27 protein-coding genes and 1 pseudogene are annotated in these 14,305 nt (G+C 66.2%); all 28 read right to left on the reverse strand.

Going from position 1 to position 14,305, the window contains the following annotated elements; translation table 11 throughout:
• Window positions 1–54 precede the first annotated feature (54 nt).
• Window positions 55–459 carry a 30S ribosomal protein S11 gene (gene rpsK, locus KA711_03475; GenBank protein MCM0608043.1) on the reverse strand — a complete coding sequence of 135 codons (405 nt, stop codon included), beginning with the start codon at window positions 457–459 and terminating at the stop codon, window positions 55–57.
• A 51-nt stretch (window positions 460–510) separates the two neighbouring features.
• Window positions 511–876 carry a 30S ribosomal protein S13 gene (gene rpsM / locus KA711_03480; GenBank protein ID MCM0608044.1) on the reverse strand — a complete coding sequence of 122 codons (366 nt, stop codon included), beginning with the start codon at window positions 874–876 and terminating at the stop codon, window positions 511–513.
• Window positions 877–891: 15 nt separating this feature from the next.
• Entirely contained in the window at window positions 892–1,005 is a 114-nt protein-coding gene (gene rpmJ, locus KA711_03485) for a 50S ribosomal protein L36 (GenBank protein MCM0608045.1), read from the reverse strand.
• A 33-nt stretch (window positions 1,006–1,038) separates the two neighbouring features.
• Entirely contained in the window at window positions 1,039–1,257 is a 219-nt protein-coding gene (infA, locus tag KA711_03490) for a translation initiation factor IF-1 (GenBank protein ID MCM0608046.1), read from the reverse strand.
• A gap of 2 nt (window positions 1,258–1,259) precedes the next feature.
• Window positions 1,260–2,570, reverse strand: a complete 1,311-nt coding sequence (gene secY / locus KA711_03495; GenBank protein MCM0608047.1) for a preprotein translocase subunit SecY — start codon at window positions 2,568–2,570, stop codon at window positions 1,260–1,262.
• 38 nt (window positions 2,571–2,608) lie between these two features.
• Window positions 2,609–3,043, reverse strand: coding sequence for a 50S ribosomal protein L15 (gene rplO / locus KA711_03500; GenBank protein ID MCM0608048.1), 435 nt, complete (start codon window positions 3,041–3,043; stop codon window positions 2,609–2,611).
• The gene (rpmD, locus tag KA711_03505; GenBank protein ID MCM0608049.1) at window positions 3,043–3,240 is read right to left on the reverse strand and encodes a 50S ribosomal protein L30; all 198 of its coding nucleotides are present in this window, start codon (window positions 3,238–3,240) and stop codon (window positions 3,043–3,045) included. Before rpmD ends, rplO begins: the two co-directional genes overlap by 1 nt.
• Window positions 3,241–3,260: 20 nt before the next feature.
• Complete coding sequence (rpsE, locus tag KA711_03510) at window positions 3,261–3,779, reverse strand: 30S ribosomal protein S5 (protein MCM0608050.1); 519 nt, start codon at window positions 3,777–3,779, stop codon at window positions 3,261–3,263.
• Between the two features lie 28 nt (window positions 3,780–3,807).
• The gene (gene rplR, locus KA711_03515) at window positions 3,808–4,170 is read right to left on the reverse strand and encodes a 50S ribosomal protein L18 (protein MCM0608051.1); all 363 of its coding nucleotides are present in this window, start codon (window positions 4,168–4,170) and stop codon (window positions 3,808–3,810) included.
• Between the two features lie 11 nt (window positions 4,171–4,181).
• Window positions 4,182–4,717: pseudogene (gene rplF / locus KA711_03520) on the reverse strand (50S ribosomal protein L6).
• A gap of 13 nt (window positions 4,718–4,730) precedes the next feature.
• Entirely contained in the window at window positions 4,731–5,126 is a 396-nt protein-coding gene (rpsH, locus tag KA711_03525; protein MCM0608052.1) for a 30S ribosomal protein S8, read from the reverse strand.
• A gap of 27 nt (window positions 5,127–5,153) precedes the next feature.
• Window positions 5,154–5,459: a 30S ribosomal protein S14 gene (rpsN, locus tag KA711_03530; GenBank protein MCM0608053.1), complete on the reverse strand. Its 306-nt coding sequence runs from the start codon at window positions 5,457–5,459 to the stop codon at window positions 5,154–5,156.
• Between the two features lie 19 nt (window positions 5,460–5,478).
• On the reverse strand, window positions 5,479–6,066 hold the full coding sequence (gene rplE, locus KA711_03535; GenBank protein ID MCM0608054.1) for a 50S ribosomal protein L5: 588 nt from the start codon (window positions 6,064–6,066) through the stop codon (window positions 5,479–5,481).
• Between the two features lie 2 nt (window positions 6,067–6,068).
• Entirely contained in the window at window positions 6,069–6,398 is a 330-nt protein-coding gene (gene rplX, locus KA711_03540) for a 50S ribosomal protein L24 (GenBank protein MCM0608055.1), read from the reverse strand.
• 12 nt (window positions 6,399–6,410) lie between these two features.
• Window positions 6,411–6,779 (reverse strand): 50S ribosomal protein L14, encoded by a 369-nt coding sequence (gene rplN, locus KA711_03545; protein MCM0608056.1) that lies wholly within the window; start codon window positions 6,777–6,779, stop codon window positions 6,411–6,413.
• Window positions 6,780–6,973: 194 nt separating this feature from the next.
• Window positions 6,974–7,489: a peroxiredoxin gene (locus KA711_03550; GenBank protein MCM0608057.1), complete on the reverse strand. Its 516-nt coding sequence runs from the start codon at window positions 7,487–7,489 to the stop codon at window positions 6,974–6,976.
• A gap of 113 nt (window positions 7,490–7,602) precedes the next feature.
• Window positions 7,603–7,866: a 30S ribosomal protein S17 gene (rpsQ, locus tag KA711_03555; GenBank protein MCM0608058.1), complete on the reverse strand. Its 264-nt coding sequence runs from the start codon at window positions 7,864–7,866 to the stop codon at window positions 7,603–7,605.
• A gap of 8 nt (window positions 7,867–7,874) precedes the next feature.
• Entirely contained in the window at window positions 7,875–8,099 is a 225-nt protein-coding gene (rpmC, locus tag KA711_03560) for a 50S ribosomal protein L29 (protein MCM0608059.1), read from the reverse strand.
• 11 nt (window positions 8,100–8,110) lie between these two features.
• Window positions 8,111–8,527, reverse strand: coding sequence for a 50S ribosomal protein L16 (gene rplP, locus KA711_03565; GenBank protein ID MCM0608060.1), 417 nt, complete (start codon window positions 8,525–8,527; stop codon window positions 8,111–8,113).
• Between the two features lie 2 nt (window positions 8,528–8,529).
• Window positions 8,530–9,408, reverse strand: a complete 879-nt coding sequence (rpsC, locus tag KA711_03570) for a 30S ribosomal protein S3 (protein MCM0608061.1) — start codon at window positions 9,406–9,408, stop codon at window positions 8,530–8,532.
• A gap of 3 nt (window positions 9,409–9,411) precedes the next feature.
• Window positions 9,412–9,747, reverse strand: a complete 336-nt coding sequence (gene rplV, locus KA711_03575; protein MCM0608062.1) for a 50S ribosomal protein L22 — start codon at window positions 9,745–9,747, stop codon at window positions 9,412–9,414.
• 11 nt (window positions 9,748–9,758) lie between these two features.
• Window positions 9,759–10,034, reverse strand: coding sequence for a 30S ribosomal protein S19 (gene rpsS / locus KA711_03580; GenBank protein MCM0608063.1), 276 nt, complete (start codon window positions 10,032–10,034; stop codon window positions 9,759–9,761).
• An 11-nt stretch (window positions 10,035–10,045) separates the two neighbouring features.
• A complete protein-coding gene (gene rplB / locus KA711_03585; GenBank protein ID MCM0608064.1) occupies window positions 10,046–10,870 on the reverse strand; it encodes a 50S ribosomal protein L2 in 825 nt (274 codons plus the stop codon).
• The gene (gene rplW, locus KA711_03590; GenBank protein MCM0608065.1) at window positions 10,870–11,205 is read right to left on the reverse strand and encodes a 50S ribosomal protein L23; all 336 of its coding nucleotides are present in this window, start codon (window positions 11,203–11,205) and stop codon (window positions 10,870–10,872) included. The genes rplB and rplW overlap by 1 nt, the downstream gene beginning before the upstream one ends.
• 67 nt (window positions 11,206–11,272) lie before the next feature.
• A complete protein-coding gene (rplD, locus tag KA711_03595; GenBank protein MCM0608066.1) occupies window positions 11,273–11,908 on the reverse strand; it encodes a 50S ribosomal protein L4 in 636 nt (211 codons plus the stop codon).
• Between the two features lie 2 nt (window positions 11,909–11,910).
• The gene (gene rplC, locus KA711_03600) at window positions 11,911–12,579 is read right to left on the reverse strand and encodes a 50S ribosomal protein L3 (GenBank protein ID MCM0608067.1); all 669 of its coding nucleotides are present in this window, start codon (window positions 12,577–12,579) and stop codon (window positions 11,911–11,913) included.
• Between the two features lie 165 nt (window positions 12,580–12,744).
• On the reverse strand, window positions 12,745–13,056 hold the full coding sequence (gene rpsJ, locus KA711_03605; GenBank protein ID MCM0608068.1) for a 30S ribosomal protein S10: 312 nt from the start codon (window positions 13,054–13,056) through the stop codon (window positions 12,745–12,747).
• Between the two features lie 9 nt (window positions 13,057–13,065).
• Window positions 13,066–14,256 (reverse strand): elongation factor Tu, encoded by a 1,191-nt coding sequence (tuf, locus tag KA711_03610; GenBank protein ID MCM0608069.1) that lies wholly within the window; start codon window positions 14,254–14,256, stop codon window positions 13,066–13,068.
• Window positions 14,257–14,305 lie beyond the last annotated feature (49 nt).

Raw genomic sequence — 14,305 nt, forward strand, 5'->3', positions numbered from 1 at the left:
CTCACCGGCGCGGGAAACCTTCTATTGTACGGCGTCGGACAGGCCGAAGCCGGGTCAGATCCTGCGGCGCTTCTGGGGGCGGCAGCCGTTGTGCGGGATCGGCGTCACATCGCTGATGCTGTTGATGCGGATGCCCAGCGAGGCCAGCGCGCGCACGCTGCTCTCGCGGCCGGGACCGGGGCCCTTGATGCGCACGTCGAGGTTCTTGATGCCCTGTTCCTGCGCGGCGCGGCCGGCCACCTCGGCCGCCACCTGGGCTGCGAACGGGGTGCTCTTGCGCGAGCCCTTGAAGCCCTGGCCACCGCTGGAGGCCCAGGCGAGCGCGCCACCCTGGCGGTCGGTGATCGTGATGATCGTGTTGTTGAACGACGCATGCACGTGCGCGATGCCGTCCGCGACGTTCTTGCGGATCTTCTTGCTCACGCGGCGCGCGGCGGTGTTGACGGGTGCCTTGGCCATGTTCTCGACTCTTTCAGTGTGCGGTTGCGCAGGCGTTGTGGATCGCGGCGATCACTTCTTCAGCGCAGCGGCACTCTTCTTCGGGCCCTTGCGGGTGCGGGCGTTGGTGCGCGTGCGCTGGCCGCGCACGGGCAGGCCGCGGCGGTGACGGAAGCCGCGGTAGCAGCCCAGGTCCATCAGGCGCTTGATGCTGATCGACAGCTCGCGGCGCAGATCGCCTTCGATCGTGATCTTGCCGATCTCGTCGCGGATCTTCTCCAGATCGGCGTCGGTCAGATCCTTGATCTTCTTGCTGTACGGGATGCCGACGTTGTCGCAGATCTTCTGCGCCGTCGTGCGGCCGATGCCGTAGATCGACGTGAGGCCGATCTCGGTGTGCTTGTGCGGGGGGATGTTGATGCCGGCGATGCGTGCCATGTCGTTTCCTCTCGATCAACCCTGGCGCTGCTTGTGGCGCGGGTCGGTACAGATCACGCGCACCACACCCTTGCGGCGGATGATCTTGCAATTGCGGCACATCTTCTTGACGGAAGCGGCGACTTTCATGGTCTTCTCCTAGGCCCGATCTTGCGATTCGGTTTACTTGGCCCGGAACACGATGCGTGCCCGGGTCAGGTCGTACGGCGTCAGCTCGACGGTGACCTTGTCACCGGGCAGGATGCGGATGTAGTGCATGCGCATCTTGCCGCTGATGTGCCCCAGCACCACGTGGCCGTTCTCGAGCTTCACGCGGAAGGTGGCGTTGGGGAGGTTTTCCAGGATCTCCCCCTGCATCTGGATGACGTCGTCCTTGGCCATGTTCAGCTGGGCTTGAAGTTGGCCTTCTTGAGGAGCGAGTCGTACTGCTGGCTCATCACGTAGCTCTGCACCTGGGCCCAGAAGTCCATGGTGACGACGACGATGATCAGCAGGCTGGTGCCCCCGAAGTAGAACGGCACGCTGTATTTGAGCACCAGGAACTCCGGCAGCAGGCACACGGCGGTGATGTACACGGCGCCGGCCAGCGTGAGGCGGCCGAGGATCTTGTCGATGTACCTTGCCGTCTGGTCGCCCGGGCGGATGCCGGGGATGAAGGCGCCGCTCTTCTTGAGGTTGTCGGCGGTCTCGCGGCTGTTGAACACGAGGGCCGTGTAGAAGAAGCAGAAGAACACGATCATCGCGGCGTACAGCATCACGTAGATCGGCTGCCCGGGCGACAGCGCCGCCGAGAGGTCCTTCAGCCACCGCATGCCGTCGCCCGTGGCGAACCAGCTCACGACCGTGGCCGGCAGCAGGATGATGGAGCTGGCGAAGATCGGCGGAATCACGCCGCTCATGTTGAGCTTGAGCGGCAGGTGCGAGCTCTGGCCGCCGTAGACCTTGTTGCCCACCTGGCGCTTGGCGTAGTTGACGAGGATCTTGCGCTGGCCACGCTCCACGAACACCACGGCGAAGGTGACGAAGATCACCAGGGCGATGATGAGCAGGCAGGCCGGAATGCTCATTGCTCCCGTGCGCACCAGCTCGAACAGACCCGCGATCGCCGAGGGCAGACCGGCGATGATGCCGGCGAAGATGAGAATGGAGATGCCGTTGCCGATGCCGCGCTCGGTGATCTGCTCGCCCAGCCACATGAGGAACATCGTGCCGGCGACCAGACTCACCACGGTGGTCATGCGGAAGCCGGAGCCGGGGCTCATCACCGTGCCAGCCGCGCCCTCCAGCGCGAGCGCGATGCCCAGCGCCTGGAAGATGGCCAGCACCAGCGTGCCGTAGCGGGTGTACTGCGTGATCTTGCGCCGCCCGGCCTCGCCTTCCTTCTTGAGCGCCTCCAGGGTGGGCACGACGTAGGTCATCAGCTGCATGATGATGCTGGCGCTGATGTACGGCGTGATGCCCAGGGCGAACACCGAGAAGCGCGCCAGCGAGCCGCCGCTGAACATGTTGAACATGTTCAGGATGCCGCCGCTCTGGCCGGCGAACAGCTGCTGCATCGCCTGCGGGTCGATGCCCGGCACGGGAATGTGCCCGCCGATGCGATAGACCACCAGCGCAAGCAGCAGAAAGATGATGCGGCGACGCAGGTCGCCGAACTTTCCGCTCTTGGCCAGCTGGTTGGCGGATGTGACCACGGGTACGGGATTCCTTCTCTGAAGAGGGGCGTGAACCTTCAGGCCGCGATCGAGCCGCCGGCGGCCTCGATGGCGGCCTTCGCACCGGCAGTGGCGCCGATGCCCTTGAGCACAACCTTGCGGCCGAGCTCGCCCGACTTGATCACCTTGACCGTCTTCACGCGCTGGCCCACGAGGCCGGCGGTCTTCAGCGTCAGCAGATCGACTTCTTCGCCCTCGAGCTTGTCGAGGTCGGCCAGGGTGACCTCACCGTTGTACAGGAGCTGCGCGCTCTTGAAGCCGCGCTTGGGCAGGCGGCGCTGCAGCGGCATCTGGCCGCCTTCGAAGCCCACCTTGTGGTAGCCGCCGGCACGGCTCTTCTGGCCCTTGTGGCCGCGGCCAGCGGTCTTGCCCAGGCCCGAGCCGATGCCGCGCCCGACACGGCGCCGCCCCTTCTTGGAGCCGTCCGCCGGCTTGATCTTGTTCAGTTCCATCAGAGCACCTGCACGAGGTAGTCGACCTTGTTGATCATGCCGCGCACGGCCGGCGTGTCTTCGAGCACCTTGGTGCTGTTCAGCTTGCGCAGGCCCAGACCGCGCACGGTGGCGCGATGCGACTCTCGCGTGCCGGCGATGCTGCGCACGAGCTTGACGGTGACCGTCTTCTTTTGCGACGAGCCATCGGTGGTCATGTCGGTTCTCCTTGGCCGGCTCAGTTGAAGAGCTCTTCGACCGTCTTGCCGCGCTTGGCGGCGATCTCGCCCGGCGTCGACAGGCGCTTGAGTGCGTCGAGGGTGGCACGGACCATGTTGTACGGGTTGGTCGACCCGTGGCTCTTGGCCACGATGTCGGTGACGCCCATGACCTCGAAGACGGCGCGCATCGGGCCGCCGGCGATGATGCCGTCGCCGGGCTTGGCCGGCGCCATCAGCACGCGGGCCGCGCCATGCTCGCCCTCGACCTTGTGGTGGATCGTGCCGTTCTTCAGCGCGACCTTGATCATGTTGCGGCGGGCCGACTCCATGGCCTTCTGCACCGATACCGGCACTTCCTTGGCCTTGCCCTTGCCCATGCCGATGCGGCCGTCGCCGTCGCCCACCACGGTGAGGGCCGCGAAGCTGAGCGTGCGACCACCCTTCACGACCTTGGTGACGCGGTTGACCGCGATCATCTTTTCCTTGAGCCCGTCGTCGTTGCCTTCGGCCTGGGCGCGGGGAGTGAACTTAGCCATCTTGGATATTCCTCTGCTCAGGCGCTCGTCAGAACTGCAGGCCGGCTTCGCGCGCGGCCTCGGCCAGCGCCTTCACGCGGCCGTGGTACTGGAAGCCCGAGCGGTCGAAAGCGACCTTCTCGATGCCGGCGGCCTTGGCCTTCTCGGCGATGCGTTTGCCCACCAGCGTGGCGGCAGCGACGTTGCCGCCGGTGCCGGTGAGCTGTTCGCGCACTTCCTTCTCGGCGGTGCTCGCGCTGGCCAGCACCTGCGTGCCGTCGCCCGAGAACACGCTGGCGTAGATGTGCAGGTTGGAGCGGTGCACGGCCAGCCGCGCAACGCCCTGATCGGCGATGCGCAGCCGGGTTTGGCGCGCCCGGCGCAGGCGTTGTTCTTTCTTCGTGAGGCTCATGGCGCGGCTCCTTACTTCTTCTTCGTCTCTTTGAGCACCACGCGCTCATCGGCGTAGCGGATGCCCTTGCCCTTGTAGGGCTCGGGCGGACGGAAGGCGCGGACTTCCGCCGCCACCTGGCCCACGGCCTGGCGGTCAGCCCCGCGGATCACGATCTCGGTCTGCGTCGGGCAGGCCACCTTCACACCGGCGGGCATGTCCTTGACGACCGGGTGCGAGAAGCCGATCTGCAGGTTCAGCTTGTCGCCGGCAGCCTGGGCGCGGAAGCCCACGCCCACGAGCGTCAGCTTCTTCTCGAAGCCCTTGCCGACGCCGCCTTGACCATGTTGTTGACGAGCGCGCGCATCGTGCCGCTCATGGCGTCGGCGGCGGCGCTGTCGTTGGCGGGCGCGAACATCAGCTTGCCGCCGTCGTTCTTGACGGTCACCAGCGGGCTCATGGGACGCACCAGCGTGCCTTCCTTGCCCTTGACGGTGATGCTGTCGGCCGAGATCGCCACGTCCACGCCTTGCGGCACGGCGATCGGCATCTTTCCTACGCGGGACATTCTTCGGCTCCCCTTATGCGACGTAGCAGAGGACTTCGCCGCCGACACCGGTGGCGCGCGCCTTGCGATCGGTCATCACGCCACGCGGTGTGGTGACGATGGCCACACCCAGGCCGTTCATGACCTGCGGGATGGCGTCGCGGCCCTTGTAGATGCGCAGACCAGGACGGCTGACGCGCTCGATGCGTTCGATCACCGGGCGGCCGGCGTAGTACTTCAGGGCGACTTCGAGCTCGGACTTGCCAGCCTCGCTCTTGACGGCGAAGCCGTCGATGTAGCCCTCGTCCTTGAGAACCTGCGCGATCGCGACCTTCAGTTTCGACGACGGCATCGTGACGGCCGCCTTCGCCACGCTTTGCGCGTTGCGGATGCGGGTCAGCATGTCGGCGATGGGATCACTCATGCTCATGAATATTGCTCCTGCTCTTCGCCGCGCTTACCAGCTGGCCTTGACCATGCCGGGGATGTCGCCCTTGAACGCGAGTTCGCGGATCTTGTTGCGCGCCAGGCCGAACATGCGGAAGGTGCCCCGCGCGCGGCCTGTGAGCGCGCAGCGGTTGCGCAGGCGCGTCGGATTGGCGTTGCGCGGCAGCTTCTGCAGCTCCAGGCGGGCGGCGTAGCGCTCCTCGTCGCTCTTGGTGGCGTCGTTGGCGACACCCTTGAGCTCGGCGTACTTCTTCGCGTACTTGGCGACCAGCTTCTCGCGCTTTTGCTCGCGCTGCTTGACGGACAGTTTGGCCATGGTTCTTCCTCGGTCGCCTTCAGTTCTTGAACGGGAACTTGAACGCTGCGAGCAGCGCCTTGCACTCGTCGTCGTTCTTGGCGCTGGTCGTGATGCTGATGTTCATGCCGCGAATCGCGTCGATCTTCTCGTACTCGATTTCCGGGAAGATGATCTGTTCCTTGACCCCGATGTTGTAGTTGCCGCGGCCGTCGAAGCTGCGGCCGCTGATGCCGCGGAAGTCGCGCACGCGGGGCAGCGCCACCGTGACGAAGCGGTCCAGGAACTCGTACATGCGGATGCCGCGCAGCGTGACCATGCAGCCGATGGGCACGCCGTCGCGGATCTTGAAGCCGGCGATGGCCTTCTTGCTCTTGGTGACCACGGGCTTCTGGCCGGCGATCTTGGTGAGGTCGCCGACGGCGTTGTCCATCACCTTCTTGTCGCTCACCGCCTCGGACACGCCCATGTTGAGGGTGATCTTCTCCAGGCGCGGCACTTGCATCACCGAGGTGTAGCCGAACTTCTTCATCAACTCGGGGACGATCTTCTCGCGGTAGATCGCCTGCAGGCGCGCGCTCTTCACCGCGTCGGCCTTCCCGGCAGGGACAGCTTGGGTCTTCGCCATGATTACGCCTTGATCTCTTCGCCGCTGGACTTGTAGACGCGGTAGCTCTCGGGCTTGCCATCCTTGCCAGGGCGGCTCTTGATGCCGACGCGATCGGCCTTGCCGGCGGCAGCGTTGTAGATGGCGACATTGCTCTGGTGGATCGGCATGGTCTTGTCGATCACGCCGCCGGTCGTGCCCTTCAGCGGATTGGGCTTGGTGTGCTTCTTCACGACGTTGACGCCATCGACCACGATGTGGTCGTCGTCGACGCGGCGCGACACCGTGCCGCGCTTGCCCTTGTCGCGACCGGTGATCACGATGACCTGGTCGCCCTTCTTGAGCTTGTTCATGTCAGAGCACCTTCACAGAACTTCGGGGGCCAGCGACACGATCTTCATGAAGCGCTCGGAGCGCAGCTCGCGCGTGACCGGGCCGAAGATGCGCGTGCCGATGGGTTCGAGCTTGGCGTTGAGCAGCACGGCGGCGTTGCCGTCGAACTTGATCAGCGAGCCGTCCTGGCGGCGCACGCCCTTGGCGGTGCGCACGACGACGGCACTGTAGACCTCGCCCTTCTTGACACGGCCCCGCGGCGCGGCTTCCTTGATGCTGACCTTGATGACGTCGCCGATGCCGGCGTAGCGCCGCTTCGAGCCGCCGAGTACCTTGATGCACATGACGGACTTCGCGCCCGTGTTGTCGGCCACGTCAAGCCGCGATTGCATTTGGATCATGTCGTATCCCGACTTCGGCACGCCGCGGCACATGGTGTCAGGACACCGCCGCCCGCATGCCCAGTCTCGGGCCCGTGTTGGGGTTTGAGGCCGGTGCCGCCGCGCTTCTGATGAGCACGCCGCCGCCGGCGAAGCCTTGCAGTATCACACAAAAGCGAAGGCTGCGTCAAGCAGCCTGCTGCCAGCAGGTGGGGTCAGCTCTTCAGGGCGCGGGCCTGCGCCAGCAGCGTGGCGGCGTCACTCACCTCGAACTTGCCCGGACCCTCGACGTTGAGCGCCTTCACGACGCCATCGGCCACCAGCATCGAGCAGCGCTGGATGCGCACGCCCATGCCGCGCGCCGTGAGGTCCAGCGTCAGCCCCGTGGCCGCGGCGAAGGTGGCGGAGCCGTCGGCCATCATGCGCACCTTGCCGGCGGTCTTCTGGTCGCGGCCCCAGGCGCCCATGACAAAGGCATCGTTGACCGAGACACACCAGATCTCGTCCACACCGGCCGCCTTGAACGCCTCGGCGTGCTCCACGAAGCCCGGGACGTGCTTGGCCGAGCAGGTGGGCGTGTAGGCGCCGGGCAGGGCGAACACAGCGATGGTCTTGCCGGCCGTGGTCTGGGCAATGTCGAAGCTGTTGGGGCCGAGCGAGCAGCCGTTGCCCTCGACCTCGATGAACTCCTGCAGGCTGCCCGCGGGCAGCTTGTCTCCGACTTTCAGCATGGGGTCTCCTTCTCGGTGGCGTCCGCGCGGGGCGGGCATGAAAAAACCGGAAGCGCGAGTGTCCGCGTTCCGGTTGGTCGGGGCAGCCGCGAGGGCTTCGCGGCCGGGTTTCGTCAGACGAGCCTGGCCTTCTCGACCAGGCGCGTCACGGTCCACGACTTGGTCTTGCTGATCGGTCGGCCTTCGGAGATCTCGACCACGTCACCGAGCTTGTACTCGCCCTTCTCGTCGTGGGCGTGGTACTTGCTGCTGTGGCCGACGATCTTGCCGTACAGCTCGTGCGCCGTGCGGCGCTCGACCAGCACGGTCACCGTCTTGGCGCGCTTGTCGCTGACGACGCGGCCGATCAGGGTGCGGCGGTTCTTGGCTTGGATCAGGGTCTCGCTCACTTGGCGACCTCCGTCGCGGCGGCCTTGGCGGCAGCTCGCTTCTTCTCGGCGATGATGGTCTTCACCCGGGCCACGTCGCGCTTCACATTGCCGAGCTGGGCGTGGTTGGTGAGCTGTTGCGTCGCCTTCTGCATGCGCAGGCCGAAGTGGGCCTTCAGCAGCTCGGCGACTTCCTTCTCGAGCGCCGCGATGTCCTTGGCGCGCAGTTCAGATGCCTTCATGGTGGGCTCCTTCAGGTGCCGACCTGGCGCGCCACGAAGGTGGTGCGCAGGGGCAGCTTGGCGCTGGCGAGCTGGAAGGCCTCGCGGGCAAGCTGCTCGGGGACGCCGTTGATCTCGTACAGGACCTTGCCCGGCTGGATCTCGGCCACGTAGTACTCGGGGTTGCCCTTGCCGTTGCCCATGCGCACCTCGGCCGGCTTCTGCGAGATCGGCTTGTCGGGGAAGATGCGGATGAAGATGCGGCCGCCGCGCTTGATGTGGCGGCTGATGGCGCGGCGGGCGGCCTCGATCTGGCGCGCCGTGATGCGGCCACGCTCGGTGGCCTTGAGGCCGAACTCGCCGAACGAAACGGCTGCGCCACGGGTTGCAATGCCCGTGTTGCGGCCCTTGTGTTCCTTGCGGAACTTGCGACGTGCGGGTTGCAGCATCGTCAGTCTCCTTGGGTGGGACCGCCGGCCGGGGCGGCCTTGCGGACGCGCTTCACGGCAGGGGTCTTCGGCGCGTCGCCGGCAGGCGTGGCGGCAGCCGGGGCGGCATCGGCACGGGGGGCGCGATCGACACCACCGGCGGGGGCACCGGGGCGGCCACGGCCGGCACCCGGGCGGCCATCAGGGCGCGGGCCACGGCGGTCGCGGCGCTCGTTGTCGGCGTCGGTCTTGGGCAACTGCGGGGCCTCGCCGTTGGCCAGGCGGTCACCGCGGTAGACCCAGACCTTCACACCGATGACGCCGTAGGTCGTCTTGGCTTCGGAGAACCCGTAGTCGATGTCGGCGCGCAGCGTGTGCAGCGGCACGCGGCCTTCGCGGTACCACTCGCAGCGGGCGATCTCGATGCCGTTCAGGCGGCCCGACGACATGATCTTGATGCCCTGGGCACCCAGACGCATGGCGTTCTGCATCGCGCGCTTCATGGCGCGGCGGAACATGATGCGCTTCTCGAGCTGCTGCGTGATGCTGTCGGCGATCAGCTGGGCATCGACCTCCGGCTTGCGGATCTCTTCGATGTTGACCGCCACCGGCACGCCCAGGCGCTTGGCCAGCTCGGCCTTGAGGTTCTCGATGTCCTCGCCCTTCTTGCCGATCACGACACCCGGCCGCGCCGAGAAGATGGTGATGCGGGCGTTTTTGGCCGGACGCTCAATCAGGATGCGCGAGACTGCGGCGCTCTTGAGCTTGGTCTTGAGGTAGTCGCGGACCTTCAGGTCTTCGGCCAGCATCGTGGCGAAGTTGCCCTTGCTGGCGAACCAACGGCTCTGCCAGGCGCGCGTGACGGCGAGGCGGAAACCGGTCGGGTGGATCTTCTGTCCCATGAATCAGTTCCCCACGGTCACGTAGATGTGGCAGGTGCCCTTGCTGATGCGCGCGCCGCGGCCCTTGGCCCTTGCGGAAAATCGCTTCAGCACGGCGCCCTGCTCGACGTAGATGCTCTTGATGCGCAGCTCGTCGATGTCGGCGCCGTCGTTGTGCTCGGCGTTGGCCACGGCAGAATCGACCGCCTTCTTGATGATGCCGGCGGCCTTCTTCTGCGTGAACGACAGGATGTTCAGCGCCTGGTCGACCTTCTTGCCGCGAATCATGTCGGCCACCAGCCGGCCCTTGTCGGCCGACAGGCGCACGCCACGAACGATGGCCTTGGTTTCGGTTGCCATGGTGCGGCTCCTTACTTCTTGGCCTTCTTGTCCGCGGGATGACCCTTGAACAAGCGGGTGAGGGCGAACTCGCCGAGCTTGTGGCCGACCATCTGGTCGGTCACGTACACCGGCACGTGCTGCTTGCCGTTGTGCACAGCCACCGTCAGGCCGATGAACTCGGGCAGGATGGTGCTGCGGCGCGACCAGGTCTTGATCGGCTTCTTGTCCTTGATGGCGGCGGCCTTCTCGACCTTGGCCAGCAGGTGGTGGTCCACGAAGGGACCCTTCTTGAGCGAACGGGTCATGGCTTACGACCTCACTTCTTGCGACGCGAGACGATCATCGTCTGCGTGCGCTTGTTGTTCCGCGTGCGGTAACCCTTCGTCAGCGTGTTCCACGGCGACACCTGGGGCTGCGCCTCGCCGGTGCGGCCTTCGCCGCCGCCGTGCGGGTGGTCGATCGGGTTCATCGCGACGCCGCGGACGGTCGGGCGGATGCCCTTCCAGCGGATGGCACCGGCCTTGCCGTACTGGCGCAGGCTGTGCTCCTCGTTGCTGACCTCGCCGATCGTGGCGCGGCAGTCGATGTGGATCTTGCGCACCTCACCCGAGCGCAGCCGAACCTGGGCGTACACGCCTTCGCGCGCCATCAGCGTGACGCTGGTGCCGGCCGAGCGGGCGATCTGCGCCCCCTTGCCGGGCAGCATCTCGACGCAATGGATCGTCGAGCCCACAGGGATGTTGCGGATGGGCAGCGTGTTGCCGGCCTTGATCGGCGCCTCGGCCCCGCTCAGCAGCGTGGCACCGGCTTCGACGCCGCGCGGGGCGATGACGTAGCGGCGCTCGCCGTCGGCGTAGCACAGCAGCGCGATGTGGGCGGTGCGGTTCGGGTCATATTCGATGCGCTCGACCTTCGCCGGGATGCCGTCCTTGTTGCGCACGAAGTCGACGACGCGGTAGTGGTGCTTGTGGCCGCCACCCTTGTGCCGCATCGTGATGTGGCCGTTGTTGTTGCGGCCGGACTTCTGCTTCTGCGGCTCGAGCAGCGTGGCCTCGGGCTCGCCCTTGTGCAGGTGCTTGTGCACCACCTTCGTCACGGCACGGCGGCCGGGCGACGTGGGCTTGACTTTGACGATGGCCATTACGCGGCCTCCCCGGAGAAGTTGAGCTCCTGGCCCGGCTTCAGCGCGACATACGCCTTCTTGACGTGGTCGCGGCGGCCGATGGCACGCCCGAAGCGCTTGACCTTGCCCTTTTGCACGGCGGTGCTGACCGAGGCGACTTCGACCTTGAACATCAGCTCGACGGCGGCCTTGATCTCGGGCTTGGTGGCGTCGCGCAGCACCTTGAACATCACCTGGTTCTGCTTCTCGCCGATGCGGGTGGCCTTCTCCGAAATGATCGGAGCGACCAGCACCTGCGCCAGGCGGCCTTCGTCGAACTTGCGCTCGGCGGGCGTCGGGTTGATGCGGCTCATTGGGCCCCCTTGGCGCTGCGCGCCGTCCCCCCGAGGGGGAATTCGCACTTGAAGCGGTTCTGCGTGCTCATGCGAGCATCTCCTTGAGCTGCTCGATCGCGCCCTTGGTGACCAGCACCTTCTTGTAGAAGACGAGGCTCAGCGGATCGGCGTAGCGCGGCTCGACGACGAGCACGTTGGCGAGGTTGCGGCTGGCCAGCGCGACGTTGTCGTCGATCTGGTCGGCGATCACCAGCACCGAGTTCTTGTTGTCCGTGCCCAGGCCCATGGCCTTGAACTTGGCGGCCAGCAGCTTGGTCTTGGGGGCTTCGAGGCTGATGCCGTCGACCACCGCCAGGCGACCATCACGGGCCAGCTGCGAGAGGATGGACGCCATGCCGGCGCGGTACATCTTCTTGTTGACCTTCTGCGAGAAGTTCTCGTCAGGGCGGTTCGGGAAGATGCGGCCGCCGCCACGCCACAGCGGCGAGCTCGTCATGCCGGCGCGGGCGCGGCCCGTGCCCTTCTGGCGGAACGGCTTCTTGGTGGAGTGCTTCACCTCGCCGCGGTCGAGCTGGGCGCGGGTGCCCTGGCGCGCGTTGGCCTGGAAGGCAACAACCACCTGGTGGACAAGCGCCTCGTTGTAGTCGCGTGCGAACACGGTGTCGGGCGCATCGACCTTGGCGGTGGCCTGGCCCTGGTCGTTCAGGAGTTCGAGTTGCATGGTCAGGCCCCCTTCTTCGCGCGGACCTTCACGGCCGGGCGCACGACCACATGGCCGTTCTTGTGGCCCGGGACGGCACCGCGCACCAGCAGCAGCGAACGCGCCTCGTCGACACGCACGATGTCGAGGTTCTGCACGCTGACCGTCTCATCGCCCATGTGGCCGGTCATCTTCTTGCCCGGGAACACGCGGCCCGGATCCTGCGCCATCGAGATCGACCCCGGCACGTTGTGGCTGCGGCTGTTGCCGTGCGACGCGCGCTGAGAGCTGAAGTTGTGGCGCTTGATGGTGCCCGCGAAGCCCTTGCCCAGCGAGGTGCCCTGCACGTCGACCTTCTGGCCGGCGGCGAAGATGGTGACCGGGACCACGGCGCCAGGCTGGTGCTGCCCGGCGACTTCGGCGGTGACGCGGAATTCCTTCAGCACCGTGCCGGCCTCGACGCCAGCCCTGGCCAAGTGGCCGGCCTCGGGTTTGCTCACGCGGCTGGCCTTGCGGCTGCCGAAGGTGACCTGCAGCGCGTTGTAGCCGTCGGTGGCGGCGGTCTTGACCTGCGTGACGCGGTTGTTGGACACGTCGAGCACCGTCACGGGGATGGCGTCGCCATCGTCCGTGAAGATGCGCATCATGCCCACCTTGCGGCCCAGCAAGCCGAGCTGTTCGCTCATGCTCATGCGTCTTCCCCAGCGCCAGCCCTTGCGGCGGGCGCCTTGTTCACGATCCCGACATCGATTGGTCGGGGCGGATAATCTGTCCGAAGGCCGGAGCCGACGGCAGAAAAGCCTGCGAGTATAGCAATTGCGGAGGGATCCGCAACGCCGCCCTCGCGGGCGGCTGCGTCATTGCAGCTTGATTTCGACGTCGACGCCCGCGGGCAGATCGAGCTTCATCAGGGCGTCGACCGTCTTGTCGGTCGGGTCCACGATGTCCATCAGGCGCTGGTGCGTGCGGATCTCGAACTGGTCGCGGCTCGTCTTGTTGACATGCGGCGAGCGCAGGATGTCGAAGCGCTGCATGCGCGTCGGCAGGGGCACGGGGCCCTTGACGATGGCACCGGTGCGCTTGGCGGTGTCGACGATTTCGAGCGCGCTCTGGTCGATGAGCTTGTAGTCGAAGGCCTTGAGGCGGATGCGGATCTTCTGCTTGGACATGTCCGCCCCTTATTCGATGATCTTGGCCACGACGCCCGAGCCCACCGTGCGGCCACCCTCGCGGATGGCAAAGCGCAGGCCCTCTTCCATGGCGATCGGCGCGATCAGCTTGACCGTGATGGCCACGTTGTCGCCCGGCATCACCATCTCCTTGTCCTTCGGCAGCTCCACCGCCCCCGTCACGTCCGTCGTGCGGAAGTAGAACTGCGGACGGTAGTTGTTGAAGAACGGCGTGTGCCGGCCGCCCTCTTCTTTGGAGAGCACGTAGATCTCGGCCGTGAAATGCGTGTGCGGCTTGATGCTGCCCGGCTTGCACAGCACCTGACCCCGCTCCACCTCTTCACGCTTGGTGCCGCGCAGCAGGATGCCCACGTTGTCCCCAGCCTGCCCCTGGTCCAGCAGCTTGCGGAACATCTCCACGCCCGTGCACGTCGTCTTCAGCGTCGGCTTGATGCCCACGATCTCGATTTCCTCGCCAACCTTGATCACGCCGCGCTCCACCCGACCCGTGACCACCGTGCCACGACCCGAGATCGAGAACACGTCCTCCACCGGCATCAGGAACGCGCCGTCAATCGCACGGTCCGGCGTCGGGATGTAGCTGTCCAGCGCGTCGGCCAGCCGCATGATGGCGCCTTCGCCGAGCTCGCCCTTGTCGCCTTCCATCGCCAGCTTGGCGCTGCCCTTGACGATCGGCGTGTCGTCACCCGGAAAATCGTACTTGGACAGCAGCTCGCGCACTTCCATCTCGACGAGCTCCAGCAGCTCCGCGTCGTCGACCATGTCGCACTTGTTCAGGAACACGATGATGTACTTCACGCCCACCTGGCGCGCCAGCAGGATGTGCTCCCGCGTCTGCGGCATCGGGCCGTCAGCGGCCGAGCACACCAGGATCGCACCGTCCATCTGCGCCGCGCCCGTGATCATGTTCTTCACGTAGTCGGCGTGCCCCGGGCAATCCACGTGCGCGTAGTGACGGTTGGCCGTCTCGTACTCCACGTGCGCCGTGTTGATCGTGATCCCCCGCGCCTTCTCCTCCGGCGCCGCATCAATCTGGTCGTAGGCCTTGGCCTCGCCGCCAAACTTGCTCGCCAAAACCGTCGTGATCGCCGCCGTCAGCGTCGTCTTGCCGTGGTCCACGTGACCGATCGTGCCCACGTTCACGTGGGGCTTGGTGCGCTCGAACTTACCCTTGGCCATTGCTGGTTTCCTTGCAGAAAGAACGTTGCCAGTGCGTGTTTAAGGTCTT

Origin of the sequence: Ideonella sp. WA131b, assembly GCA_023657425.1 — a bacterium.
GTDB lineage: Bacteria > Pseudomonadota > Gammaproteobacteria > Burkholderiales > Burkholderiaceae_C > Rubrivivax.

Excerpts from the sequence above, each read along its gene's own strand:
- rplX (MCM0608055.1), bottom strand. The coding sequence starts at position 6,398 with ATGAACAAGCTCAAGAAGGGCGACCAGGTCATCGTGATCACCGGTCGC.
- rpsM (MCM0608044.1), bottom strand. The coding sequence starts at position 876 with ATGGCACGCATCGCCGGCATCAACATCCCCCCGCACAAGCACACCGAG.
- rpmC (MCM0608059.1), bottom strand. The coding sequence starts at position 8,099 with ATGAAGGCATCTGAACTGCGCGCCAAGGACATCGCGGCGCTCGAGAAG.
- tuf (MCM0608069.1), bottom strand. The coding sequence starts at position 14,256 with ATGGCCAAGGGTAAGTTCGAGCGCACCAAGCCCCACGTGAACGTGGGC.
- rpsE (MCM0608050.1), bottom strand. The coding sequence starts at position 3,779 with ATGGCTAAGTTCACTCCCCGCGCCCAGGCCGAAGGCAACGACGACGGG.
- rplN (MCM0608056.1), bottom strand. The coding sequence starts at position 6,779 with ATGATCCAAATGCAATCGCGGCTTGACGTGGCCGACAACACGGGCGCG.
- rplR (MCM0608051.1), bottom strand. The coding sequence starts at position 4,170 with ATGAGCCTCACGAAGAAAGAACAACGCCTGCGCCGGGCGCGCCAAACC.
- rplE (MCM0608054.1), bottom strand. The coding sequence starts at position 6,066 with ATGGCGAAGACCCAAGCTGTCCCTGCCGGGAAGGCCGACGCGGTGAAG.
- infA (MCM0608046.1), bottom strand. The coding sequence starts at position 1,257 with ATGGCCAAGGACGACGTCATCCAGATGCAGGGGGAGATCCTGGAAAAC.
- rplP (MCM0608060.1), bottom strand. The coding sequence starts at position 8,527 with ATGCTGCAACCCGCACGTCGCAAGTTCCGCAAGGAACACAAGGGCCGC.
- rplV (MCM0608062.1), bottom strand. The coding sequence starts at position 9,747 with ATGGCAACCGAAACCAAGGCCATCGTTCGTGGCGTGCGCCTGTCGGCC.
- rpsK (MCM0608043.1), bottom strand. The coding sequence starts at position 459 with ATGGCCAAGGCACCCGTCAACACCGCCGCGCGCCGCGTGAGCAAGAAG.
- rpsS (MCM0608063.1), bottom strand. The coding sequence starts at position 10,034 with ATGACCCGTTCGCTCAAGAAGGGTCCCTTCGTGGACCACCACCTGCTG.
- rpsN (MCM0608053.1), bottom strand. The coding sequence starts at position 5,459 with ATGGCCAAACTGTCCGTCAAGCAGCGCGAGCAAAAGCGCGAGAAGCTG.
- KA711_03550 (MCM0608057.1), bottom strand. The coding sequence starts at position 7,489 with ATGCTGAAAGTCGGAGACAAGCTGCCCGCGGGCAGCCTGCAGGAGTTC.
- rplC (MCM0608067.1), bottom strand. The coding sequence starts at position 12,579 with ATGAGCATGAGCGAACAGCTCGGCTTGCTGGGCCGCAAGGTGGGCATG.
- rpmD (MCM0608049.1), bottom strand. The coding sequence starts at position 3,240 with ATGACCACCGATGGCTCGTCGCAAAAGAAGACGGTCACCGTCAAGCTC.
- rpsC (MCM0608061.1), bottom strand. The coding sequence starts at position 9,408 with ATGGGACAGAAGATCCACCCGACCGGTTTCCGCCTCGCCGTCACGCGC.
- rpmJ (MCM0608045.1), bottom strand. The coding sequence starts at position 1,005 with ATGAAAGTCGCCGCTTCCGTCAAGAAGATGTGCCGCAATTGCAAGATC.
- rpsH (MCM0608052.1), bottom strand. The coding sequence starts at position 5,126 with ATGAGCATGAGTGATCCCATCGCCGACATGCTGACCCGCATCCGCAAC.
- rplB (MCM0608064.1), bottom strand. The coding sequence starts at position 10,870 with ATGGCCATCGTCAAAGTCAAGCCCACGTCGCCCGGCCGCCGTGCCGTG.
- rplO (MCM0608048.1), bottom strand. The coding sequence starts at position 3,043 with ATGGAACTGAACAAGATCAAGCCGGCGGACGGCTCCAAGAAGGGGCGG.
- rplD (MCM0608066.1), bottom strand. The coding sequence starts at position 11,908 with ATGCAACTCGAACTCCTGAACGACCAGGGCCAGGCCACCGCCAAGGTC.
- rpsJ (MCM0608068.1), bottom strand. The coding sequence starts at position 13,056 with ATGTCCAAGCAGAAGATCCGCATCCGCCTCAAGGCCTTCGACTACAAG.
- rplW (MCM0608065.1), bottom strand. The coding sequence starts at position 11,205 with ATGAGCCGCATCAACCCGACGCCCGCCGAGCGCAAGTTCGACGAAGGC.